Here is a 23,441-nt window from a genome sequence, read left to right as displayed (position 1 = left end):
GGAGAGCCTCCTGATAAGCATAGATCACCGTGTTAAAAAGCGTGCTGGAGCAGAAATTTTTTCTTTGCGATTTCCCGTTTTTGATGCGGCAAAAAAAGCGGTCTTCACAGAATTTTATACTGGTTAAAAATAACGCGCAGCAGGAGATCCCAAATTCGCCTCATCCCCTGACGCTGGGGGATGTGTGAGGTAAGTCACCATAAAAAAGTCGTATGTTGAATAATATTTTCATCTAGGTTATCAATCTGTAATTAGAAGATTGTTCTTTTGCACATATGGAGTGGCTATGCGTGTTGTCATACTGGGAAGTGGTGTCGTTGGCGTAACCAGCGCCTGGTATTTAAGTCAGGCGGGACATGACGTGACCGTTATCGATCGTGAGTCAGGGCCTGCGCTGGAAACCAGTGCGGCGAACGCCGGACAGATCTCTCCGGGCTATGCCGCGCCGTGGGCGGCACCCGGCGTTCCGCTGAAGGCAATTAAGTGGATGTTCCAGCGCCATGCGCCGCTGGCCATCAGCCTCGACGGCACCCAGTTCCAGCTGAAGTGGATGTGGCAGATGCTGCGCAACTGCGACACCCGGCACTACATGGAAAACAAAGGTCGGATGGTGCGTCTGGCGGAATACAGCCGTGACTGCCTGAAAGCACTGCGCGCCTCCACCGGTATTGAGTACGAAGGTCGTCAGGGCGGCACGCTGCAGCTGTTCCGCACCGCGCAACAGTATGAAAACGCCACCCGTGATATTGCCGTGCTGGAAGATGCGGGCGTACCGTATCAACTGCTCGAAGCCAGCCAGCTTGGGCAGGTTGAACCGGCACTGGCAGAAGTGTCGCACAAGCTGACGGGCGGCCTGCGTTTGCCGAATGATGAAACCGGCGACTGCCAGCTGTTTACGCAGCGTCTCGCGCAGATGTGCGAGCAGGCGGGGGTGAAATTCCGCTTTAATACCGCGGTCGACAAACTGCTGTCAGAAGGCGGCAGTATCTACGGCGTGAAGTGTGGCGATGAAGTCATTAAAGCGGATGCCTACGTCATGGCGTTTGGCTCCTATTCCACCGCGATGCTGAAGGGCATTCTCGACATTCCGGTTTACCCGCTGAAGGGCTACTCCCTGACCATTCCGGTAAAAGAGGACAGCGGGGCGCCAGTTTCCACCATTCTGGATGAAACCTACAAAATCGCCATTACCCGCTTTGATAACCGCATCCGCGTTGGCGGGATGGCGGAGATTGTCGGCTTTAACACCGAGCTGCTGAAGCCGCGCCGTGAAACGCTGGAGATGGTGGTGGGCGACCTGTTCCCGCGTGGCGGTTTTGTCGAGCAGGCAACCTTCTGGACCGGGCTGCGTCCAATGACGCCAGACGGCACGCCAATTGTTGGCCGTACGCCGTTCAAAAACCTGTGGACCAATACCGGCCACGGTACGCTTGGCTGGACAATGGCCTGCGGCTCTGGCCAGCTGCTTAGCGATTTGATATCCGGGCGCACGCCGGCAATTCCGTTTGACGATTTAAGTGCCGCACGCTATCAATCGGGGTTTACCCCTTCGCGTCCACAGCACCTCCACGGCGCGCATAACTAAGGAGTTGTCATGTCCCGTCCTGTTCTGGCTCAGCTCGATTTGCAGGCCCTGAAGGATAACCTACAAATTATTCGCCGGGCGGCGCCAGGTTCACGCGTCTGGTCGGTGGTGAAAGCCAATGCCTACGGCCACGGTATCGATCGTATCTGGAGTGCGCTCAGCGCCACCGACGGTTTTGCGTTACTGAATCTGGAAGAGGCCATTCTGCTGCGCGAGCGCGGCTGGAAAGGGCCCATTCTGTTGCTTGAGGGGTTCTTCCACGCCGACGATCTGCCGCTGCTGGATAAGTACCGGCTGACCACCAGCGTTCACAGCAACTGGCAAATTAAAGCGATTCAGGATGCAAAACTGCATGCGCCGCTGGATATTTATCTCAAGGTGAACAGCGGTATGAACCGCCTGGGCTTCAAGCCTGAGCGGGTCCATACGGTATGGCAACAGTTGCGCGCCCTGAAGAACGTGGGCGAAATGACGCTGATGGCGCATTTTGCCGATGCGGAAAAACCGGACGGCATTGCCGATGCGATGGTACGCATTGAGCAGGCGGCAGAAGGACTGGATTGCCCACGTTCGCTCTCCAACTCAGCGGCCACGCTGTGGCATCCTGAGGCGCATTATAACTGGGTGCGTCCTGGCATTGTCCTTTATGGCGCCTCTCCCTCAGGCCAGTGGCAGGATATCGCCAACAGTGGCCTTAAGCCGGTGATGACCCTGCGCAGCGAAATCATCGGTGTGCAGACGCTGAAGGCCGGCGACACGGTGGGCTACGGCAGCCGTTACCGGGCGACGGGCGAGCAACGGATTGGTATTGTGGCGGGCGGTTATGCTGACGGCTACCCGCGTATCGCGCCGAGCGGCACGCCAGTCTGGGTAGACGGGGTGCGTACGGGAACGGTGGGCACCGTCTCCATGGATATGCTGGCCGTTGATCTCACGCCATGTCCGCAGGCGGGCATTGGTTCCCCGGTCGAGCTGTGGGGTAACGAAGTCAAAATTGATGACGTGGCTGCCGCGGCGGGGACGGTAGGGTATGAACTGATGTGCGCGCTGGCACCGAGAGTGCCGGTTGTGACGGTGTAACGTGTCTGTGTGCCGGGTAAGCGTTAGCGCCACCCGGCAAAAAACCACTACTCCACGTCCTCTTCCATCGGCCGCAAACCGACTTTCCGCACTGCGTTATCTTCTTTCTCTGCTACGGTCCAGATCATCCCGGCAAACTCCACCTGGTCACCCACAACCGGGGCCGCACCAAGGCGCTGCTGGATGATTTCGCCCAGCGTTTGCTGGTTATCGTCGCCTTCAGCACCTTCATCCAGCCCATAAATCAGGGCCACATCCGCAAACCTGGCGCTGGCTTCCAGAATAAAATCGCCGAAGAAACGCTGATCCAGCGCCACCGGAGGCGACTGGCTGAACAGTTTACCCAGGGCGGGCAGGTCCCGCTCGCGGCCAATCACACACAGAATATCGCCTTCGCGTAGCCGGGTGCTGCCGGTTGGGTGCAGCAGGACATTATCGCGGAACAGGGCGGCAATTCGCGTTTCCGCAGGCATGTGCAAATCGCGCAGCGATGCCCCCACGCACCATTTATCAGCGCTGAGCTGGTAAACAAACTGTTCCCACGGGTTTTCCGGGTGAATATCCAGCCCCACGCGGGAAACCGGCCAGCCCACAGGGGGAACCACCACTTTGGCTTTTTTCGCCGCCCACCCGAGCGAGGTTCCCTGGAACAGCAGCGAGATCAGCACCACGAAGAAGGCGACGTTAAAGAACAGCCGCGCGTTATCCAGTCCGGCCATCATCGGGAAGACAGCCAGGATAATGGGTACCGCGCCGCGCAGCCCCACCCAGCTGATAAAGACCCGTTCGCGCAGGTTGAAGCCGCGAAACGGCAGCAGACCGGCAAACACCGACAGGGGGCGTGCGAAGAAGATCATCCACGCCGATAAAATCAGCGCCGGAACGGCAATCGGCAGCAGGTCTGACGGCGTCACCAGCAGGCCCAGCACGAGGAACATCCCGATTTGCGCCAGCCAGGCCAGCCCGTCGAAGTTCTGCAAAATGGCGTGACGGTTGCGAATAGGGCGATTGCCCAGCAGGAAGCCGCAGAGATAAACCGCGAGGATACCGCTACCGTTCAGCGCAGTGGTGACGGCAAAAATGAGAATGCCGCCGCTCAGGGCAAGCAGCGGATACAGCCCCGAAGGCAGCGATATCCGGTTGATCGTCTGCTGAAGCAGGTAACCCCCGGCCAGGCCGAGCGCAATCCCCAGGCCGAACTGCTGCAGGATATGCAGGACAAACATCCAGCTTAAGCCCGTTTCATGCTGCTGAATCATCTCTATCAGCGTGATGGTGAGAAATACCGCCATCGGATCGTTACTGCCGGATTCAATCTCAAGCGTGGACCCGACGCGTTCGTTCAACCCTTTGCCCCCCAGCAGGGAAAACACCGCCGCCGCGTCGGTTGAGCCGACAATCGCGCCAATCAGTAAACCTTCCATCAGATCGAGATGGAACAGCCACGCCGCCATCATGCCGGTCAGACCGGAGGTAATTAACACCCCGACCGTCGCCAGCGACAGGGCGGGCCCCAGCGCCACGCGAAATGAGCTCGCCTGGGTGCGCATCCCGCCGTCGAGCAGGATCACCGCCAGCGCAAGGTTACTGATCATGTAAGCGAAAGGGTAGTTATCGAAAGGAATACCGCCGATACCATCGACACCCGCCAGCATGCCGATGGCAAGGAAAATAACAAGAATAGGTATGCCGAGACGCGATGAAAATGAACTTAATAAAATACTACAGGTTACGAGCACAGAACCCAGAATGAAAAGACTGATTATCGCTGTGGCATCCAATGTTGTCTTACTCCCACCTCAATGTTAATGCTGTTACTAAAACCCTAACATATTAACGACGGAAACAGCGGTTTATTGAGGGGGATTAACGGCTTTTTTATGCCTTTAAGACCGGATGACCCCCAATCGTTAACCGACTGCCCGTTTCATCATGCTTCAGGGTGGCCTGCGCGCCTAACGCCAGGGTGACGGTTTGCTGCTCGTGGCCGAAGTCCAGCCCGGTAATAACAGGAATATCAAGGCGTGAGCGGATGAAATCGACCATCGTTTCCAGCGAGTATCCTGCGTCATAGTCATTCGGTGCGGCACCGGTAAAACTGCCAAGAATAACCGCGGATTGACGTTCCAGAATACCGGCGTAATACAGCTGCAATAACATGCGCTCGACGCGGAACGGATGTTCATTGATATCTTCCAGCACCAGAATGCCGCCGTCAATTTGCGGCAGCCATGGCGTTCCAATGAGCGACACCAGCATTGCCAGATTTCCGCCCCAGAGTTGTCCTTCACACGACCAGTGCGGCCCGTTGCCCTGCCACTCAACGCTGTAGGTCGGGTTTTTCAGGGCGCGCCAGAAGTTTTCCACCGTAAATGGGTCAAGCTCGGGTGCCCCGAAATTACCGGCCAGCATCGGGCCGCTGAAGGTCACCACGTTATGCAGCGCGAGCAGCCCGAGCTGGATTACGGTAAAGTCGCTGTGGCCGCAGATAAGCAGCGGATCCTGCTGCTGACGCTTTGCCAGCCCTTGCCAGTCAATACTCTCCAGCAACCGGCTCGCACCATAGCCGCCGCGCACCGCCAGCACGATATTGTTCTCACCCTGCAGGTTCACCAGGCTGTTGATATCATTCAGCCTTTGCGCTTCCGTACCGGCAAAACGCTGCTGGCGGCGGGGGATAATTGTCTGATTTTCTACCGGGTAACCGAGTTCCAGTAAGCGCTCAACGCCCCGCCGTGCCGCCTCCTGGTTGATGCAGTACCCGGACGGCGCGATAAGATGAAACTGAGACATGGCAATTCCTTGCTGAATGAGAATCTAATTGTCTATATCATGCCGCTTATACGTTGCCTGCTTCAAGGGCGATGACCGGCTATAAGGATAGATGACGTGAAATTGAGATGGTTTGCTTTTTTGATTGTGTTGCTGGCTGGCTGTAGTTCAAAACATGACTATCAAAACCCGGCATGGAACCCGGAAGTGCCTGTAAAACGGGCCATGCAGTGGATGCCGATCAGTGAACAGGCAGGCAAGGCCTGGGGCGTCAGCCCGCGACTGATCACGGCGATCATTGCCGTGGAATCCGGCGGTAACCCAACGCTTGTCAGCAAATCTAACGCCGTAGGGCTGATGCAGCTTAAGGCCTCAACCGCAGGGAGAGAGGTCTACCGCTATATGGGCTGGCGTGGTCAGCCGTCAACCAGCGAGCTGAAAAACCCGGAACGCAACATCTCCATGGGCACGGCCTATTTGAGCATTCTGGAACACGGCGTGCTGAAGGGAATCGAGGATCCTGAAGTGATGCAGTATGCGCTGGTGGTCTCTTACGTGAACGGCGCGGGTGCGCTGCTCAGGACGTTCTCATCGGACCGTAAAGAGGCGATAGAAGAGATCAACGACATGGACAAAGACGAGTTCTTTGAACACGTGGTGAAAAATCATCCGGCACCACAGGCTCCGCGTTATATCTGGAAAGTTCAGAAAGCGATGGATGCCATGTAATGCCGTTGTCGGGCGGCCTGTGTGCTGCCCGGCTCCTGTCACAACACTTTATTCGCCCGCTCCCGCGCCTCTCGCTCCAGAGAATAGATAATCCGCTGCAGTTCACGCTCTGCGCCCGGCCCGACGTTCAGGAAGCGGAAGCTCAGACGCGGCGTGACGATCGTTTCATTTTTGCTGTCGACCACCTTACGCTCGCTGATGGCAATCAGCTGCGCATCAAAGTAAAAACGCCCCCAGCCTCCCATATCCAGTTCGATTTGGGTAAATCGCATGCCTTCTACCAGTCCGTCAGGCTTTGGCGTATCCATCAGCGCACCCATGCCGCCCAGGGAGAGGTCAAAAAGGCGAAAGCGGATCTCTTTTTTGTCCGGCATTTTGGCCTTACCAAAATAGGCAGGGTGAAGCGGGGCACTGATACGAAAATATTCACGGCGCTGAACAAACCAGAGGTTGGCCGGCAGCGGGGTGACAAACGCCGGAAGACCACCGTATTCGCTCAACTCCAGGCGCGGCAGGACAAATTCCACTTTTGCGCCGTGCGTTTCTGCCATCACCGAGATTTTCTCCGCCCGCAGCGCGGCGCGGTTTTCATGCTCCTGGCTGCCCAGGTCAATGACCAGCCTCTCTGCAGAAGCATCCAGGATCTTGCTGATGAACTGATTGTTTGACCAGCTGATGCGCAGCGGTACCTCGCCTTTTTGCAGGTCGCGCAATACCCCTAATACAGCCAGCGGATTTTGCTTCAGGAACTGCTCACTGTAATTACTCACGCCGGATGGCTCCTTGATAAATGACAGACTGTCTCTGCGTTATCGGCAGCGTGAAACGAAACTTAATACAAACCGGTGAGTTTTTTTCGCAGTACAGAGAAGTTAAGTCGGTGAGATGAAATCGGTTTTACCGTGATGACCTATACTTACGTTACCTGCGCGGAGGGTTTTCTGCGCATGCGTTAAACCTGCAAGAGGGCATCGCTATGGGTATTATCGCGTGGATCATCTTTGGTCTTATTGCCGGGGCTATCGCTAAACTCATCATGCCGGGAAATGATGGCGGCGGCTTTATATTGACCTGTGTTCTTGGGGTTATTGGTGCGGTTGTCGGCGGCTGGCTGGCGACCATGTTTGGCTTTGGAGGCGACATCAGTGGATTCGACCTGCACAGTTTCCTTGTGGCTGTGGTGGGCGCCATTGTTGTCCTGGGCATATTCAGGTTGCTCCGACGGGCATAGATGACACAAAACGGCTCTCGCGACAGGGCCGTTTTTTTTGTCGTGATATTGATTTGCTAATCGAAATGATAATAATTGTCGTTCCTAGTTACATATAATCACAAGACGACATTATGAACACCTCACGTTTTGCAGTATGCGCGTTGGCAGGAGCCGTGACGCTGGCATTACAGGCACAGGCATTTGCTGAAGAATCCACCATTCTTGTCACCGGCTCTGAGCAGGGCAGCGTTCTCCCCGCATGGACAAACAGCGCAACCAAATCGGCCGTTGCCGAAAGTAAAACGCCGCAGGTGATCGATACCGTCTCTGCGCAGCAGATCGCGCAACGCCATGCCAACTCCGTGAACGAAATCCTGCGCTATGTTCCGGGCGTTTCGACAGAGCTGCGTGGCAATACCACCTACATGAGCGAATATAAAATCCGTGGTTTTTCCGTTGACCAGGAGTTCTACAACGGACTGCAACTGCCGTATAACGTCACCGGAAATACCAAAGCGCGCATCGATCCACTGCTGATTGAAAGCGTTGATATCCTCAAAGGGCCATCTTCTGTGCTCTACGGCGGTGGCTCCCCGGGGGGGCTGGTGAATATTCAGGGTAAAAAGCCACAAAAAACCGCCCATACCGAGTTGGGTTTCAACACCGGCAATCGCAATCTGAAGGAGGGTTATCTCGACTCGACCGGACAAATTGCCGACAGCGACTGGAACTACCGACTGCTGGGCAAAGCCACGGAAAATGACGATCAGCCCCATACCACGCGCTATGAAAATTATCTGGTTGCCCCGTCCGTGACATGGGAGCCGGACAGCAAAACGCGTCTTACGGTTGATGCACTGGCGCAAAACTCCCCGAGCCTGTCTCCATCCAACCCGTTGCCGCTTGCTTATCTGCGCTCGAAATATGCCGACCGCCGGGATTATGCCGGGGATGAGTGGAGCGGTTTCAAACAGCGTCAGTGGATGCTGGGCTACAGCTTTGAACATGAGTTTGACAGTGGCTGGGGCTTTAACCAGAAGGCACGGTACTTTGATGTCGACACCCACCAGCGCAGTGTTTATGCCACGGGGACGGGGAGCGCGGTATACCAGCTTAACCGGTTTGCTTACACCACGGATGAAGATCTGAAGAGCTTCAACATCGATAACCAGGTAACCAAAACCGTGGCGCTGGGAGAGTGGAAACACCACCTGTTGGCCGGGTTTGACTATCAAAAGATGGACTCTCACTTCTACTACCGTTATGCCTCAACAACGCCTGGCATCGATATGCGAAATCCTGACTATTCGCAGATCAATGAACGCGATCTCGGGTTGTATACGGGGCAGAAAAATCGTCTGAGCTATCAGCAAAACGGCTATTACCTGCAGGATCAGGTGGAGTTTGGCGGTTTAAATCTGCTGGCCAGCCTACGTTATGACGATTACCGCTCGGTAACCACCAACTATATGCAGAATGGCGACAAGGCGTGGGTCTCGCAGGACCGCGTGACCAAACGTCTGGGCGCGCTTTACGCGTTTGAGAATGGGCTTTCACCGTTCATCAGCTACTCCGAAGGGTTTGCTCCGGTGTCGCCGCAGGGTACGCTCACCGCTAAAGATGTGAAGCCAACCACCAGCAAGCAGGTGGAAGGCGGGGTGAAATACCTGCTGGCGGATTACGCCACAACCTTTACCGCCTCGGTATTTAATATCCGTCAGAAAAATGTCGTCACCTCCGATCCGGGCTTCCTGAATTACAGCCAGACCGGAGAAGTGGAATCTAAAGGGGCTGAGCTCTCAATCGTCAGCCGCCCAGCGGATAACGTGACCCTGATTGCCAACTATGCCTACACCCATCTGATCAATACCGAAGATGACAAATACCAGGGCAAACGGCCAACGCAGGTACCGGAGAACGCGTTCAACCTGTGGGGGGATTACACCTTTGACAACACGCCGCTGAGAGGGCTGATGCTGGGGGCAGGGGCGCGCTACACCGGTCCAATGGAAATTTCACCGAACAACGATGCGGGCAAACTGGGCGGCACCATGCAGTACGATCTGGCGGCCTCCTATCGTATGGGGGAAATCCTGCCGTCGCTGGAGGGATTGACGCTGAAAGCCAGTGCGCAAAACATCACCAACAAAGAGACGCTGACCTGCTACGACGCGACAAACTGCTGGATTGGACGTGACCGGACGTATCAGTTGGGGGCGAGCTACAGCTTCTGATTATCGTTTCCCTCTCCCGAAGGGAATGCAGGCCGGGTAGGCGTTAGCGCCACCCGGCATTGTTCACTTACTGCGCCGTACTTTTCACCGGCGCAGCCTCATCATTCGCCGCAGGCTGATTCTGCGGCACGCTGTCACACGGTTTCTCTTTCGGACAGACCAGATCCAGCATCTTCAGCGTCACGCCGTTGCTCCAGCCGAATCCATCCTGTAGCGGATACTCACCGCCGCCGCCGCCCGTACCGGTGGAGGAGACATCATATTTCTCCACCAGTTTCTGCTCGCGATCGTAGGTATGCTGAACATTTTTCAGGAAGCGCCAGGTGACATCCATCGCAACCTTGTCCTGTCCATAATTCTGCAACCCTTCCGTGGCTACCCACTGCAGTGGCGCCCAGCCATTGGGGGCATCCCACTGCTGGCCGCTGTTCACGGTGGTGGTGGTGATGCCGCCCGGTTTCAGCAGACGTGAGGACGTCGCTGCAGCCACTTTATCCGCGCGATCCTGTGCCGCGGCCTTCACATACAGCGGGAAGAGCGCTGCAGCCGTGAGCTGATTACGCACCTTCTTACTCTTCAGGTCGTAATCCGCATACCATCCCTCTTTATCGTTCCACAGATACTTCTCCATCGCCTTCTGGCGCGCCGTGGCCAGGGCTTCATATTTGCTCGCGCTGGCGGCATCGCCGCTCTCCTGGCTTGCCCGGGCGAGCAGTTTTTCCATCTTGAACATCAGGGCGTTCAGATCCACCGGCACAATACTGGTGGTGCGGATGGTGCCCAGCTTTTGCGGATCGTCCATCCAGCGGGAGCTGAAGTCCCAGCCTGAGGCCGCCGCAGAGCGCAAATCGCGGTAGATTTCGGTTGCCGGGCGGTTAGGGTTGCTTTTGGCGGTGGTGATATCGTCAAGCCACGACTCCGGACGCGGCGTGTCGCGGTCATCCCAGTAGCGGTTAAGCAGCGAGCCATCCTCCAGCTTCACCACGCGTTTGTTGGCCTCTCCGGCCTGCAGCGCATCTGCGCCCTCCATCCAGTAGGCGTACTCCTTTTCCATCTGCGGACGGTATTTCTTCAGCGCCTCGCTGTCGTGCGTGGCCAGCAGTTCCACCATCAGCGAGAAAAATGGCGGCTGGGAGCGGCTCAGATAGTAACTGCGGTTGCCGTTCGGAATGTGCCCCCATGTATCCAGCTCGTAGGCAAAGTTGTCCACCATATCGCTGATTTTGTCCCAGTGGCCGCTTTCCGCTAGCCCTAACATGGTGAAATAGCTGTCCCAGTAGTAGACCTCGCGGAAACGCCCGCCCGGCACGACGTAGGATTTCGGTAAGGGCAGGAGTATATCCCATTTGTTACTGGCTTTATCGGTGGTACGCGTCAGCACAGGCCACAGCCCGTCAATATGCTCACGCAGGCTCTGCCCCGCAGGAGGAACATATTTTTCCCCTTCCGCGGGAAGCGTGAAGTTCATATCAACAAAATGGCGTAAATCAAACCCGGACTGACGACGCTGCATGCGGTAGTCGGCCAGGATCGTCAGGGGATCGCTTTTCGGTACGGCATCGGCAAAGGTTTTTTGATCGGGGAAGAGTTTGGCGCTCTGGACATCGTTGAAGAGAGGGCCGAGCAAGATATCCGGTGAATTTGTCTGGCCAGAGTTCATCTCTTCCGCGTTGCCTGTCGCGGCAACCGCGAGCAGCGCACTGCCCAGAACCAGAGGTAAGAGGCGAGGGCGCAGCTTTTGAGGTGTTATCATCGGTGCTTCTCCTTATTTCGCTGAGCAGCGGTCACGCTGTAATCATTCACCAGAAAACCTTAGTCGAATATTCCGCGCTTCGCGTGTCGAACATCGCACTTTGCACAAATCCAGACAATTTACCGTTGCGTTTAATGCCCCGGTGGCGCGGCTGAAATATTGATATTGTGAATGGCTGTAGGCGAGAAAATAAATTGCGATCCGTTACGCATAATTTTCCGGATAAAGGCTTTCTTTTAATTATCCCGATCACATAAAGCAAAAAACATAACTTCATGGTGAAAAAACATAATGGATCGCCTCGTTGCGCTCAGGCGAAATTATTGCCAAAGCAGAAACCGGTTTCATCAATAAGGAGTAACGTGATGTCAGTGAGTGAAAAAATTCCGGTCCGGGAAAAAATAGGCTACAGCCTTGGAGATGCCGCGAGTCATATTGTTTTTGACTCCTCGGTCGCCATTCTGGCGTATTACTACACGGATATTTATGGCTTACCCCCGGCCGTAATGGGAACCATGTTTCTTTTGGTCCGCTTATTAGATGCCATTACCGACCCCGTTATGGGAGCGATTGCCGATGCAACATCCACTCGCTGGGGACGTTTTCGTCCCTGGCTGCTGGCGATATGCGTTCCTTTTGCGGTGAGTTGCGTGCTGGTATATTCCATACCTGATTTTACTGAAACCGGGAAAATTTATTATGCCGTTGGCGCGTATATATTTATGACCCTGATGTATACCGCCATAAATATCCCGTATTGTTCTCTGGGGGCGGCGCTGACGTCCGATCCGCATGAAAACCTCTCGTTGCAGTCCTGGCGCTTTGCCATTACGCCAATTGGCGGGGCGCTCGGCACCGCGTTGATTCTGCCCCTGGCGGACTATCTCTACCCCGGCGACAGGGCGACCGGCATCCAGGTGGCGATGGCGCTTTTTGGCGCAATCGGCTGCGTGATGTTTATCATTTGTTTTGTTACCACCAAAGAGCGTGTCCAGCCGATCAAAGAGGAAAATCTGAACATCGCCCGGGACGTTAAAATCCTCTTTCGTAACGATCAGTGGCGCATTCTCTCGATCTACAACTTTATGATGCTGGTGGCGGTGGTGATCCGCGGTGGCGCAGTGGTCTATTACGTGAACACTGTTCTCAACAAGGGGGCTGACGTCATCTCGTTCTTTATGCTGGGCGGGATGCTGGCCTCGATGTTTGGTTCGGTTCTGGCGCAGCCGTTCGGTACCCGTTTTTGCAAGGTTAAACTCTCGTTCTGGATCAATATTCTCAACGCTGCGTTAGGCGTGGCCTGCTTCTGGCTGCCGCTGGAGTTCTGGGTCATTCCACTGATTGCCCATGTGCTCATTCAGATTGTCCAGGGCGGTAACGGCGCGTTGCAGTGGTCAATGATCACTGATGCAAATAATTACGGTGAATGGAAAACCCAACGTCGTATTACAGGTATGAATGTTGCGGCCAATATTTTCGTGATTAAGTTGGGTGTCGCCGTCGGTGGTGCTATTCTGGGTTGGGTGCTGGCCTGGTTTAATTACCAGTCGAACAGTACCGTACAGTCAGAATCCGCCATTCAGGGCGTTATTTTATTGTTCACGTTAATCCCTTCACTCTTTTATTTACTCACCGCATTCTCGATCAAATTTTATAAATTAACTGAAAACGTCATGAATGGCGTGGTGAGTGATTTAAACAAAGGCGAATTCGCTAACTCTTAATAGTTGAAGCAGTAAGCCGATAATTCATTTGAATTATCGGTGAGGTTCTCTGTGTCCGTCAGGAAATAATGATTAACTCACGAGGATGGAGTCGATGAAAGTGAAAAATATTGCACTGCTCGTCAGTGCGTTTTGTTCTACCGCAGCAATGGCAGCAAATGATACCCAACGTCTGGAAGATAAACTGGCGCAACTGGAGGCGCGCCTCGAAAAGGCCGAAACAAGGGCAGCAAAGGCAGAAGCACAAATTCAGGTTCTTGAGCAACAGCAGCATCCCGTGGTAGCTGCAAATCCTGTGGTGGTTGAATCCACAGAGCCTGCGACAGCGCAAACGGCACCTAAGCTTACGTTATCCGGCTACGGTGATATTAAATTTTATGGTGACGTTGAATTTAATATGGATGCGGCCAGCAAGACCGGCAGTTTAACGTCCATGAAAACGACAGCCAATAAAGACTGGGCACCCGGTAACCATGAACGCTGGGATATTAACGGGCGTTTGCTGCTGGGGTTTGACGGCTATAAGCGAATGGAAAATGGCAATTTTGCCGGTTTCTCCGTACAGCCGCTGGCGGACTTAACGGGCAAAATGAACCTGGATGACGCGGTCTTCTTCTTTGGCACGGAAAACGACTGGAAGGTAAAAGTTGGCCGCTTTGAAGCCTATGACATGTTCCCGCTTAACCAGGATACCTTCGTTGAATATTCCGGCAACACCGCTAACGATCTCTACGGCGATGGCTATGGCTATATCTATATGATGAAAGAGGGGCGGGGGCGTAGCGACAGCGGCGGTAACTTCCTGCTGAGTAAAACCCTGGGCAACTGGTATCTCGAGGTTAACACGCTGCTGGAAGACGGCAGCTCGCTGTTTGTTGACCAGCAGTATCATGGCATGGACCTGGATAACGATAAAAACGTCGCCTACGTCCGTCCGGTGATTGCCTGGCAGGAAGGAAACTTCTCGACCGCCATCGCGATGGAGAGCAACATCGTCAACAATGCCTACGGCTACCACGATGCGTCCGGAAGATGGGTCGACCAGTCTGACCGCACCGGCTATGGCTTTACCATGACCTGGAACGGGCAAAAAACCGATCCGGATGACGGTATCGTGGCGAACCTGAATACCGCCTACATGGATGCTACCGACGAGACGGATTTCACCGCGGGCGTGAATGCCTTATGGCGCAATGTTGAGCTGGGCTATATCTACGCGCATAACCAGATCGATAATTTCAACACCGCCAACTTTAATGCGGATTGTGATGGCGACTGCTGGGTGACCGATCCCGGTGATTATGATATTCACACCATTCATGCGTCGTACCTGATCCCGAACGTCATGAAGATGAAGAATTTCAATATCTATCTTGGTGCGTATGCCTCCTGGGTTGAAGCACATCCGAATGACGGCGATGACCGTAACGACGATCGCTATGGCGGGCGCGTGCGCTTCAAATACTACTTCTGATGTCCTGCGCCAGTCAGGCCTCTTCCGGGGTCTGGCTGGTCTCCCGCAGCGTGCCCGGCGCATGGCCGATTATTCGCTTGAACGCCCGGCTAAACGCCGCAAGGGATCCGTACCCCAGGCGCAGCGCGACCGTTTCAATAGGCTGATTTTCATGGCGAATGTAATGAATGGCCAGGCGCATCCTCAATTCGCTGAGGTATTTCGCCGGGGTGGTGCCCGTTGCGGCGAGAAAACGTTCCGCAAACACCGAGCGGGAGGTGCCAGCCTCTTTTGCCAGATCCGCCACGCTCCAGTTCAGACCCGGCTGCTGGTGCATGGCGTAAATGGCCCGGCTCAGACGCGGGTCACGCAGTACCTGGACCCAGCCGGTGGCTTTTCCGCAGCCTCCTTCAACCCAGCCCCGCACGATTAGCGCCGCCACTACGTCCGCCAGCCGCGCGAGGATCCCGGCGAATCCGGCCTGACGCGTCATGGATTCGCGCTCCATCGCCGCCAGCAGCGGGTGGATCTCCGGCCAGGTGGACATCAACCGGCTCACCATCATTACTTCCGGCATCGCTTTAATTAGCGGCTGCATTCCGCCCAGTTCAAAGTCCATGCATCCGCTGAAAATCACGGTGTTCTCGCTGTCCGGGCAGGGTTCGCAGGTGATGGCGCAGACCGAGCCGCAGATAGGCTCGCTGGGAAACGCGCTAACCGGCGTGATGGTTGCTTTCTCGTCAGACAGCAGGGCGTGCGCATTACCGTTCGGAATAAAAAGGGCATCGCCGCCGCTTAAGGTGAACGTTGCGCCACTCTCCATACGCAGCAGGGCGCTGCCGCGGCTGACAAAATGAAACTGTGCTTTGCCCGGTGCCTGGTGGAACGCCACGCCGAAAGGCGCGCTGGCTTCAATGCGGCGGTATTTCACGCCCGACAGGCGCATTCCGCGCAACAGCTCGCTGATCAGATCGGGGGACTGAGCGGTCATGGCAAAACTCCGGACGAATAATCAATAAGTGGAGATTATATGTCATAGATCGTCCAGGGTGAACACTCTATCCTTTTGCGACAGTTGTCACATTTTCATAACGGGAGATCAACAGATGAGTTCATGTGTCGCGGCGAGAGAGGCTGTTGTGCCTGCAAAACCCGCCTGGCGGGCCGTCTATTCACTGGGGCTGGGGGTGTTTGGTTTGATCACGGCGGAGTTCCTGCCCGCCAGTTTGTTAACGCCCATGGCCGCAAGCCTGGGCGTAACGGAGGGGATGGCTGGGCAGGCGGTGACCGCCACCGCGCTGGTCGCGCTGGTCACCGGATTGCTGATCACCCCGGCGACCAAAAGTATCGACCGTCGCTGGGTACTGATGTTTTTCTCGGTGCTGCAAATCGTCTCCAGCCTGCTGGTGGCTTTTGCACCCACGCTGCACGTACTGCTGATGGGACGCCTGCTGTTAGGGATTGCCATCGGGGGATTCTGGGCGATGTCGACCGCCACGGCGATGCGTCTGGTGCCTGCCGATAAAGTGCCGAAAGCGCTGGCGGTGATCTTCTCCAGTGTGTCGATCGCCACGGTGGTCGCGGCCCCGCTGGGCAGCTATCTTGGCAGCCTGATTGGCTGGCGTAACGTCTTTATCCTCTGCATTCTGCCGAGCATGCTGGCGTTGCTGTGGCAGCTCTGGGTACTGCCGTCAATGAAGCCGGAGAGCAGCGGCAGCCTGGGCACACTGTTCCGCGTGCTGCGTCGTCCGGGAATGATCGGTGGAATGCTGGCGACCATTCTGATCTTCAGCGGTCATTTTGCCTTCTTTACCTATCTGCGTCCGTTCCTTGAAACGGTGGGGCAGGCAAGCGTGGAGAGCATCTCGCTGATCCTGCTGGGCTTTGGGATAGCCAACTTTATCGGTACCTCCGTAGCCGGACATCTGCTGGCGCGTAATCTGCGCCTGACGCTGGCGCTGGTACCGTTCGCCATGGGCGTGCTGGCACTCACCATGGTGGCGTTTGGTCATCTGGCGATACTGGATGGATTGCTGGTGGCGATGTGGGGCTTTGCGTTTGGTCTGGTTCCGGTGGGCTGGTCAACCTGGCTTGCCACGACGGTGCCAGATGAAGCCGAAAGCGCAGGTGGTTTGCTGGTAGCCTCTATCCAGCTGGCAATCAGCGCCGGTGCTGCCGTGGGCGGGGCGGTATTTGACCTCAACGGCGCCAGCGGCGTCTTTGCCGGAAGCGGTTTCCTGCTGGTAACGGCGATGGTGATTGTGTTGATGGGCGTGAAGGTTAAGGCGGAGTGAATTATTAGCCGGGTAAGCGCAAGCGCCACCCGGCTTAAACCTTACAACCCTTTCTTATCCATCAGCACCGCCAGATCCACCAGGCGGTTAGAGAAGCCCCACTCGTTGTCATACCACGCCAGGATCTTCACCATCCGACCACCAATTACCAGCGTGGAGAGACCGTCAATAATCGAAGAGCGCGGGTCGCCCTGATAATCGCTGGAGACCAGCGGTTCATCGCTGTATCCCAGAATGCCTTTCAGTGGCCCGCTGGCCGCGGCTTTGCGGAACGCATCGTTCACCTCTTCGGCCGTAACGTCACGGCTCAGCGTCACCGTTAAGTCCACAATCGAGACCACCGGAACCGGTACGCGCAGGGAATAGCCGGTCAGCTTGCCGTCCAGAGACGGGATGACTTTCCCCAGTGCCTTCGCGGCACCGCTGGAGTACGGCACAATCGACAGGGCTGCTGCACGTGCGCCGCGCAGATCTTTTTCCGGCTGGTCGTGCAGCGCCTGGCTGTTGGTATAAGCGTGCGTGGTGTTCATCAGGCCATGCTCAATACCAAACTGCTGATGCAGGACCTGAGCAGCCGGGGCCAGGCCGTTCGTGGTGCAACTCCCGTTGCTTACTACCACGTGCTTAGCCGGATCGTACTGCTCGTGGTTAACGCCCATCACCACCGTCAGATCGTCATTTTTACCCGGCGCGGAGATGATGACGCGCTTCGCCCCACCGTGGGTGATATGCACCAGCGCTTTTTCGCGCTCGGTGAAGAAACCGGTCGCTTCAATTACCACGTCAACGCCCGCATCGCGCCAGGGAATATTCGCCGGATCGCGTTCGCTAAAGACGGTAATGCGCTGGCCGTCAACCTTCAGCGCGCCTTCCGCCGCTTCAACGGGTGCCGGTAGCGTGCCGAGCAGGGAATCATGCTTAAGCAAATGGGCGAGGGTTTTGCTGTCCGTCAGATCGTTAATCGCCACAATCTGCAGGTCCGGATTGCCCAGCGCCGCGCGCAGGAAATTACGTCCGATACGGCCGAAACCGTTAATGCCGACCTTAACCATAATGCACTCCTTATCTCTGTTGTCTGGAGTCACTGTAGGCTTCAGGCCGGATGGCGTAAACGACAAAAAAGGATCACATTACGCCATTTTGCGGCAGTGAAAACGCTGACGGTATTCACCGGGTGTGAGGTGGAGCTGTTTTTCAAATACGCGACGCAGGTTGATGCTGGTGCCAAATCCGCTTTTCTCGGCGATAACGGACAGCGGATCGTCGGTCTGTTCAAGCAACTGTCGGGCTGCGGCAAGGCGCGCTTCGGTCACATAGCGTGCCGGAGACGCCCCCGTGTCGCGGGTGAATACCCGGGTGAAATTGCGCGGGCTCATGGCTACTTTTTCCGCCAGCTTTTCGACGCACAGATCGGCCGTCAGGTTTTGCAGGATCCAGGTTTGCAGCTCGCTGATGGGGCCGGAGGAGCCGGACTGCGACAGGTTATAGCGGCTGAACTGTAGCTGTCCTCCCGGGCGGCGCAGATACATCACCATATCCTGCGCCACGTCGCGCGCGAGGCTGAAGCCATAATCGTCTTCCACCAGCGCCAGGGTCAGATCAAAGCCGGAACTCACGCCACCGGAGGTCCAGACAGGGCCATCCTGAATATAGAGCGGCCCCCCCTCAACACGGATGGTGGGGTACTGCGCTTGCATGGTTTCCAGCAGCCGCCAGTGGGTGGTTGCCCGACGGCCGTCAAGCAAACCTGTCTGGGCCAGCAGCATTGCGCCACCGCAAATGGAGGCGATCCGCCGCGCATGGGGGGCTGCAAGATGCAGCCAGTCCACCACGGCGGTGCTCTCCTGCTCGTTCATGCCGCGCCCGGTAATGATGATGGTATCAAGCGGCTCACGGGGATCCAGCTCCGGCAGGCGATAATCTGCCAGCAGATTGAGACCGGACTGGCCGTGGATCACCTGGTGCGGCTGGGTCGTGGCGATGATGATGCGATAGCAGGGCTGCGCAAGGCCTCCCGGGTGCAGGCGGTTGGCCTGCATCAGAATGTCGGCGATGCCGGCGGCTTCAAACAACATGCCGCCGTCAGGAACAATAATCAGGATCTTCTTCATGTCCTGAAAAGTACCTTTATTGCAAAATAAGTCAAGCGGAGGGCAAGGGGGTTAACGGGCGCTACGCGCCTTTCTGGCAAAGCAAAGTGATTTAAGTTCTTTGTTATTTCAGGCGTTATCCCGGATCGTCAGCATATTATCTCTGGCGAAACGGCTCTGAAGGAATGGGTAAACGAAGCTCCCTCTATTTACATCCGCAGCAACGCGACCAAATTCACCATCTCGCCTCGGGGTTTCTCTGGCGAACCGAACTGCCCACGTGGCTGTTGATCGCCACCATTTATGGCGGCTGGTTCTCGACGCTGGCGTTCTGGCACACCCTCGGTCTGCTGCCTGCCACGCTGTTGCTGATTGGGTTTACCGCCTGGTATATGTCCCTTCAGCATGAATTGATCCACGGCCATCCCACGCGTTTCGTGTGGCTGAACCAGCTCTTTGGCACGCTGCCGCTGGCGGTCTGGTATCCGTATGGTCTGTACCGGGACTCTCATCTGGCCCACCATCGTCATGACCATCTGACCATTCCGGTGGATGACCCGGAGTCATACTACTTTACGCAGGCGAGCTGGGCGCGATTGTCGCCCTGGCAGAAGCGGGTGATCCACGCCCGAAACACCTTTACCGGGCGACTGTTGCTGGCGCCGCTGCTGGATATTCTCCAGACGCTGGGCAGCGCGGTGGCGGCGTTTCGCCATCTTCAACTGCGTGCGATGGTGATGTGGCTTGTGCATATAGCGTTATTGGCGCTGCTTTTTACCTGGATGATGCACAACGGTTTCTCTCCGCTCTGGTTTGTGCTGGCGGTAAGCTACCCGGCGCTGGCGCTGACAAAAGTACGCTCTTTTCTGGAACATCGCGCGGCGGACGACCCGCTGGCGCGTTCGGTGATTAACGAAGCAGGCTTGTTCTGGCGCGTGCTGTTTTTAAATCTTAACTACCATTCAATACATCATGATTTACCCGGCGTGCCCTGGTACGGGCTGAAGACGATCTACCTGCAAAACCAGCAGGCGTACCGGGAGCGTAACCACGGGTTTCTGGTCAGAGGGTATGGCGAATGGATGCGACGGTTCTGGAAAACGTCGGTGGACGTCACCGTACATCCCTGGCGTCAACAGGAGGAAGGAGATGAGTAACCGGCTGGCGTTTCCGATGTATGCGGTGGATAGTACCGATACTCTTGCCCTGTGGCGGGCCGTCCAGCGTCTGCTGGTGGCGCGTGGTCTGCCGGTGGAGAAGCTTATTCCCGGCAGGCCTGAGCCTGATCTGCTGGCACACTGGCAGCAGCCTAATCTTATCCTGAGCCAGACCTGCGGCTACCCGCTGATGACACAACTGCCGGAGGTGCAGGTCGTCGGCTGTTTTCAATACCGGGTACCGGGCTGCGAAGGGATAAATTACTGCAGTTTTCTGGTGGTACGTGATGAGGATAAACACCGCACGCTGGCTGATTTTCGCGGACGGCGGGTGGTATGTAACGCGCCCGATTCCCAGTCTGGCTACAATGCGCTGCGCAAACGCGTGCCGTCACGTGCGTTAAATGCCTGGTTCTCACAGGTTATCTTTAGCGGCAGCCATCGCCAGTCGCTGATCGAAGTAAAACGTGGGGGAGGGGATATCGCGGCGATCGACTGCGTGACGTATGCGCTGTTGCAGCGGCATGAACCGACCCTGCTGGCGGAGCTAACTGTGATTGACCAGACGCCCCTCACGCCAGGACTGCCGCTGATCACTGCGTCCGGCACTCCCCCCGAAACGCTTCATGCCATCCGTGATGCGCTAACCACGCTGGTGAGCGCCCCGGAATACCGGGGCGTGTGTGATGCGCTGTTTATCGGCGGGTTTAGCGTCGTGGCGCGTGAGGCCTGGTCTGTGTTAACCGGGATTACAGCGGACGGATCTCTTTCGAGCGCAGGGTGAGGCGGACAGGCACCGATTTATACGACGGCGTGCCGCTCTCTTTATCCAGATAGTCGAGCGGAACCAGCACGTTAGCCTCAGGATAGTAGGCCCCGACCGAGCCCGGGGCGATGGCATACGCCACCACAGTGATATCCTCCAGACGCTGAGCGCTGCCTGGCAGGGCGGTTTCGATATCCACCCGGTCGCCGTGCTCCAGTCCTGACTGCGCCATATCCGCTTCATTCATAAACAGCACGTCGCGACGGCCAAAGACGCCCCGGTAGCGGTCGTCGAGAGCGTAAATCGTGGTGTTGTACTGGTCGTGACTGCGCAGCGTGATCAGACGCAGGACGTTATCGCCTTCACCGCTGGCATCTTCATTGACCCCTTCAAATACCGAGAACATCGCTTTGCCCGTCGCCGTCGGCCAGATACGTTTCGTGGGCGGCAGCGGCATACGGAATCCACCGGGTACCCGGATCCGCGCGTTATAGTCCTCAAAGCCCGGAATGGTCTGCTCAATCAGATCGCGAATGCGATCGTAATCCGCAACCAGGTGCATCCAGTCCACGCGGGTTGTCTTCAGGGTTGCTTTCGCCATGCCGGCCACAATAGCCGGTTCGGCGCGAAGCAGAGGAGAGGCGGGTTTCAGCTTGCCTGAGGAGGCATGAACCATCGACATGGAATCTTCAACGGTAATGGACTGACGTCCGCTGGCCTGCATATCCAGTTCCGTGCGACCAAGGCAGGGGAGAATGAAGGTCTCTTTACCCACCAGCAGGTGCGTACGGTTCAGCTTGGTGCCAACGTGCACGCTCAGATCCAGCTTACTCATCGCCGGGAAGCCGTTTTCGTGATCGGGCATCGCCACCGCGAAGTTGCCGCCGAGGCAGATAAGCGCTCTGGCACGACCGTCAATCATGGCCTGGGTTGCCTGTACTGCGTCATGGCCATGGTGAGAGGGCGGCTCAAAGCCAAACACCTTCTTAAGACGGTTCAGAAATGCCGGAGTTGGTTTCTCGCTTATCCCGACGGTACGGTTTCCCTGAACGTTAGAGTGGCCGCGCAGCGGACAGATCCCCGCACCGGGCTTTCCTATATTGCCGCGCAGCAGCAGCACATCGGCGATCAGGCGGACGTTGGAAGTCCCTTTATTATGCTGCGTAATGCCCATGCCGTAGGTAATGATGGTGGCATTCGATTTCGCGTAGGCATCGGCAACCTGTTTCAGCGCCGCCTGGCTCAGCCCGGACTCGCGCTCAATGGCGTCCCAGCTCGTTTGCGCAATGTCTGCCGCAAAGTCTTCAAAGCCCTGTGTGTGTTCAGCGATAAACGCGTGGTCGAGCACGTTGCCGCGCCCGGCTTCCATTTGCAGCAGGTGTTTGGCGATGCCTTTTAGCGCGGCGGCATCGCCCCCGGCTTTAACCTGAAAGTAGGTAGAGGCGATGTCGGTAGAGCTGTAGGTCGCCATCTCAATCACGCTCTGGGGATCGGCAAACCGTTCCAGCGCGCGCTCGCGCAGCGGGTTCAGGACGATGATCGGCACGCCGCGGCGGGCCAGTTCATGCAGAGTGCCCATCATACGCGGATGGTTGGTGCCGGGATTATGCCCGATGGAGATCACCAGCTCCGTCTTGTCAAAATCGTCCAGCGAGACGGTGCCTTTTCCGATACCAATAGAGCGCGGTAAACCGACGCTGGTGGCTTCGTGACACATGTTGGAGCAGTCGGGAAAATTATTGGTTCCGTACTCACGGGCAAAAAGCTGGAACAGCCAGGCCGCTTCGTTGGAGGCGCGGCCGGAGGTATAAAACTCCACCTGGTCTGGTTCAAGCCCACGCAGAACCTCGCCGATGCGTTCGAAGGCATCCTCCCACTCAACGGGGCGGAAGGTGTCACTTGCCCGGTCATAGCGCAGGGGATGGGTCAGGCGCCCGTATCCTTCCAGCTCAAAGTCAGATTTTGCCAGTAACGACGTAACGGTGCTATGAGCGAGGAACTCAGGGGTCACCCGTTTGCTGGTGGCTTCCCAGGTGACCGCTTTTGCCCCGTTCTCGCAGAACTGAAATGTGGATTTATGCTCTTTGTCTGGCCACGCGCAGCCCGGGCAGTCGAAGCCGTCAGGCTGGTTGGTGCGCAACAGCGTGGCGGGAGCATCCAGGGCATCCATCTGTGTTCGCACGGCAATTGCCGTCGCTTTTAATGCTCCCCAGCCGCCTGCAGGGCCGTCGTAAGGTCTGATGCCGGGAACGGCACGTCGTTTGTTATTCATTCCAGATTACCCTGTTAGACCGCCGGTCGTGCATGATGCGGCTGAGAAAAATTAAAGAAATCATAACAAATTTTTATCATGTCGATAATGTGTCCTGACCAGGGTGGCGTGAAGGCGACAATGTTAGTGACAGTAAAATTTCAAACGAAAGGCGGGCAGGGGAACCTGCAATATATTTACCCGACGATGCTGAAGGCGATAAAGTGAACAATGCGCCGGGGAATAAAGATGTAGTCCTGCTTAACTGTTAATTCACTGCGGGTGGTGTAAATCGTGCCTCTCAGGGATTAAAGGCATCAGGTTATTTTGCGCCGTAAAA

The 23,441-nt window shown here is 56.3% G+C and carries 18 protein-coding genes; 10 read left to right on the top strand and 8 right to left on the bottom strand.

All coding sequences use genetic code 11. From position 1 onward, the window contains the following. The first annotated feature begins 286 nt into the window (after positions 1-286). Positions 287-1,585: a D-amino acid dehydrogenase gene (locus EQV24_RS04305; RefSeq protein WP_014832348.1), complete on the top strand. Its 1,299-nt coding sequence runs from the start codon at positions 287-289 to the stop codon at positions 1,583-1,585. Positions 1,586-1,594: 9 nt separating this feature from the next. Continuing rightward, positions 1,595-2,665, top strand: coding sequence for a catabolic alanine racemase DadX (dadX, locus tag EQV24_RS04300; protein ID WP_130626238.1), 1,071 nt, complete (start codon positions 1,595-1,597; stop codon positions 2,663-2,665). Positions 2,666-2,712: 47 nt separating this feature from the next. On the opposite strand, the gene EQV24_RS04295 is transcribed toward dadX, so the two are convergent. Continuing rightward, positions 2,713-4,446, bottom strand: coding sequence for a potassium/proton antiporter (locus EQV24_RS04295; protein ID WP_013096157.1), 1,734 nt, complete (start codon positions 4,444-4,446; stop codon positions 2,713-2,715). 97 nt (positions 4,447-4,543) lie between these two features. Beyond that, positions 4,544-5,458, bottom strand: a complete 915-nt coding sequence (gene ldcA, locus EQV24_RS04290) for a muramoyltetrapeptide carboxypeptidase (protein ID WP_130626237.1) — start codon at positions 5,456-5,458, stop codon at positions 4,544-4,546. 96 nt (positions 5,459-5,554) lie between these two features. Between ldcA and emtA the strand changes: the two genes are divergently transcribed. Next, positions 5,555-6,166, top strand: coding sequence for a membrane-bound lytic murein transglycosylase EmtA (emtA, locus tag EQV24_RS04285; RefSeq protein WP_023621731.1), 612 nt, complete (start codon positions 5,555-5,557; stop codon positions 6,164-6,166). 38 nt (positions 6,167-6,204) lie between these two features. On the opposite strand, the gene EQV24_RS04280 is transcribed toward emtA, so the two are convergent. Next, positions 6,205-6,936, bottom strand: a complete 732-nt coding sequence (locus tag EQV24_RS04280) for a flagellar brake protein (protein ID WP_023621730.1) — start codon at positions 6,934-6,936, stop codon at positions 6,205-6,207. A 206-nt stretch (positions 6,937-7,142) separates the two neighbouring features. On the opposite strand from EQV24_RS04280, the gene EQV24_RS04275 reads away from it, so the two are divergent. Beyond that, positions 7,143-7,397, top strand: coding sequence for a GlsB/YeaQ/YmgE family stress response membrane protein (locus tag EQV24_RS04275; protein WP_020690853.1), 255 nt, complete (start codon positions 7,143-7,145; stop codon positions 7,395-7,397). 113 nt (positions 7,398-7,510) lie between these two features. Next, on the top strand, positions 7,511-9,613 hold the full coding sequence (locus EQV24_RS04270) for a TonB-dependent siderophore receptor (RefSeq protein ID WP_029882291.1): 2,103 nt from the start codon (positions 7,511-7,513) through the stop codon (positions 9,611-9,613). 67 nt (positions 9,614-9,680) lie between these two features. Here the strand turns inward: EQV24_RS04270 and EQV24_RS04265 are convergent, their stop codons facing one another. Beyond that, positions 9,681-11,366, bottom strand: coding sequence for an alpha,alpha-trehalase (locus tag EQV24_RS04265; protein WP_130626236.1), 1,686 nt, complete (start codon positions 11,364-11,366; stop codon positions 9,681-9,683). Between the two features lie 365 nt (positions 11,367-11,731). Between EQV24_RS04265 and EQV24_RS04260 the strand changes: the two genes are divergently transcribed. Both EQV24_RS04260 and EQV24_RS04255 read left to right on the top strand, forming a co-directional pair. Continuing rightward, positions 11,732-13,090 carry a glycoside-pentoside-hexuronide (GPH):cation symporter gene (locus EQV24_RS04260; RefSeq protein WP_130626235.1) on the top strand — a complete coding sequence of 453 codons (1,359 nt, stop codon included), beginning with the start codon at positions 11,732-11,734 and terminating at the stop codon, positions 13,088-13,090. 94 nt (positions 13,091-13,184) lie between these two features. After that, positions 13,185-14,564, top strand: coding sequence for a carbohydrate porin (locus EQV24_RS04255; protein ID WP_130626234.1), 1,380 nt, complete (start codon positions 13,185-13,187; stop codon positions 14,562-14,564). 13 nt (positions 14,565-14,577) lie between these two features. Here EQV24_RS04255 and EQV24_RS04250 read toward each other — a convergent pair whose 3' ends face one another. Then, positions 14,578-15,534 (bottom strand): AraC family transcriptional regulator, encoded by a 957-nt coding sequence (locus tag EQV24_RS04250; RefSeq protein ID WP_130626233.1) that lies wholly within the window; start codon positions 15,532-15,534, stop codon positions 14,578-14,580. A 115-nt stretch (positions 15,535-15,649) separates the two neighbouring features. Between EQV24_RS04250 and EQV24_RS04245 the strand changes: the two genes are divergently transcribed. Continuing rightward, on the top strand, positions 15,650-16,837 hold the full coding sequence (locus EQV24_RS04245; protein WP_013096167.1) for an MFS transporter: 1,188 nt from the start codon (positions 15,650-15,652) through the stop codon (positions 16,835-16,837). A 41-nt stretch (positions 16,838-16,878) separates the two neighbouring features. On the opposite strand, the gene gap is transcribed toward EQV24_RS04245, so the two are convergent. Together gap and EQV24_RS04235 are read right to left on the bottom strand one after the other, a co-directional pair. After that, positions 16,879-17,889 (bottom strand): type I glyceraldehyde-3-phosphate dehydrogenase, encoded by a 1,011-nt coding sequence (gene gap, locus EQV24_RS04240; RefSeq protein WP_130626232.1) that lies wholly within the window; start codon positions 17,887-17,889, stop codon positions 16,879-16,881. Positions 17,890-17,967: 78 nt separating this feature from the next. After that, complete coding sequence (locus tag EQV24_RS04235; RefSeq protein ID WP_020690861.1) at positions 17,968-18,948, bottom strand: helix-turn-helix domain-containing protein; 981 nt, start codon at positions 18,946-18,948, stop codon at positions 17,968-17,970. Between the two features lie 164 nt (positions 18,949-19,112). Between EQV24_RS04235 and EQV24_RS04230 the strand changes: the two genes are divergently transcribed. Both EQV24_RS04230 and EQV24_RS04225 read left to right on the top strand, forming a co-directional pair. Beyond that, the gene (locus EQV24_RS04230; protein ID WP_130626231.1) at positions 19,113-20,084 is read left to right on the top strand and encodes a fatty acid desaturase; all 972 of its coding nucleotides are present in this window, start codon (positions 19,113-19,115) and stop codon (positions 20,082-20,084) included. Then, the gene (locus EQV24_RS04225; RefSeq protein ID WP_130626230.1) at positions 20,077-20,868 is read left to right on the top strand and encodes a PhnD/SsuA/transferrin family substrate-binding protein; all 792 of its coding nucleotides are present in this window, start codon (positions 20,077-20,079) and stop codon (positions 20,866-20,868) included. Before EQV24_RS04230 ends, EQV24_RS04225 begins: the two co-directional genes overlap by 8 nt. Here the strand turns inward: EQV24_RS04225 and EQV24_RS04220 are convergent. Beyond that, positions 20,834-23,122, bottom strand: a complete 2,289-nt coding sequence (locus tag EQV24_RS04220; protein WP_130626229.1) for an FdhF/YdeP family oxidoreductase — start codon at positions 23,120-23,122, stop codon at positions 20,834-20,836. The two genes, EQV24_RS04225 and EQV24_RS04220, sit on opposite strands and share 35 nt — an antisense overlap. Positions 23,123-23,441 lie beyond the last annotated feature (319 nt).

The organism is Enterobacter sp. A8 (assembly GCF_004296595.1).
Lineage (GTDB): Bacteria > Pseudomonadota > Gammaproteobacteria > Enterobacterales > Enterobacteriaceae > Enterobacter > Enterobacter cloacae.
Note: the sequence above shows the minus strand (reverse complement) of the source record. Positions and strands in the feature narration are given on the sequence as shown.